Annotated in this window: 1 protein-coding gene; it reads left to right on the forward strand. The window is 60.1% G+C overall.

The features are described from left to right. Positions 1 to 70 precede the first annotated feature (70 nt). The coding region (locus BY454_RS16655) for an efflux RND transporter permease subunit (protein ID WP_181049744.1) at positions 71 to 1,551 on the forward strand (1,481 nt) is incomplete at its 3' end.

Here is a 1,551-nt window from a genome sequence, read left to right on the forward strand (position 1 = left end):
CCCAAAACCAGCAAGCCAGTGGCACGAATAATCCGAAGAAGAACGCCTCCGACGACGAGGGCACCGCGCAATGATTAATTTCTTTATTTCCAGGCCCGTTTTTTCCTGGGTTCTGGCCATTGTCGCCATGCTGGCGGGTATCATGGCGATCTTCGTTTTGCCGGTCCAGCGGTATCCGTCGGTGGCACCGCCGGCGGTGGAAATTCAGGCCGATTATCCTGGCGCCTCGGCGGACACCGTGTCCAATACGGTGGTTCAGGTCATTGAACAAGAGATGACGGGTCTCGACAATCTGCTCTATATGGGGTCGACAGCGGATTCCTCAGGCCACGCTACGGTTACTCTCACCTTTGCGGCGGGCACCGATCCGGACATTGCCCAGGTCCAGGTACAGAACAAGCTCAAACTGGCGGAACCCCGACTCCCGGAAGTGGTGCGCCAGCAGGGGATCAGCGTCGAGAAATCCAGCACCAGCTTTCTGATGGTAATGGCATTCGTCTCTACCGACGGTCGTCTCAGCAAGCTGGATATCGCCGATTTTATCAGCTCCGAGTTAGCCGAACCCATCGGACGGGTAACCGGTATCGGCAGTGTGCAGGTTTTCGGCTCTGAATATGCGATGCGGATTTGGCTGGACCCTTCGGCGTTGACCAATTACGGCCTGACCGTCGCCGACGTGAGCGCCGCCATCGAGGCGCAAAACGCCCAGGTCACCGCCGGTCAGCTCGGCGGGCTGCCCGCAGTCGAGGGCCAGCAGCTCAATGCCACGGTCACCGCCCAGACCTTGCTCACCTCAACCGAAGAGTTCCGCAACATCCTGCTCAAGAGTATGCCCGACGGGTCCCGGGTGCGCCTGGGGGATGTTGCCCGCGTTGAGCTGGGCGGCGGTGCAGTCCAGATTGACACTTTCTACGATGGCGAGCCGGCTGCCGGCCTTGGCATCAATCTGGCGCCGGGTGCCAACTCGCTTGCGGTCACAGAGGCTGTTAAAGCGCGGCTCCAGGAGCTCGAGCCCTATTTTCCCGAAGGGGTGGAGATTCGGTACCCCTACCAGACGGCCCCTTTCGTGGAGGCCTCCATCGACGCGGTGGTCACAACCATCATCGAGGCAATCGCCCTGGTGGTCCTGGTCATGCTCGTATTTCTCCAGAGTTGGCGGGCTACCCTGATACCAGCGATCGCAATCCCGGTGGTGCTGCTGGGCACCTTTGCGATCATGGCGGCCTTCGGCTTTTCCATCAACATGCTCACTCTCTTCGGTCTCGTATTGGCAATCGGCCTTCTGGTGGATGACGCCATCGTGGTGGTGGAGAACGTCGAGCGCGTGATGCATGAGGACGGCCTGAGCCCGATGGAGGCGACGCGCAAGTCCATGGGGCAGATAGCCAGCGCGCTGATTGGCATCGGCGTGGTGTTGTCTGCGGTGTTTATCCCGATGGCCTTCTTTCCGGGCTCCACCGGGGCAATCTATCGGCAGTTTTCCCTGAGTATTGCTGGTGCCATGGTGCTTTCGGTGCTGGTGGCTCTGATTCTGAGCCCCATGCTGTGTGG

It is taken from the genome of Marinobacter persicus, from assembly GCF_002934325.1.
GTDB lineage: Bacteria > Pseudomonadota > Gammaproteobacteria > Pseudomonadales > Oleiphilaceae > Marinobacter > Marinobacter persicus_A.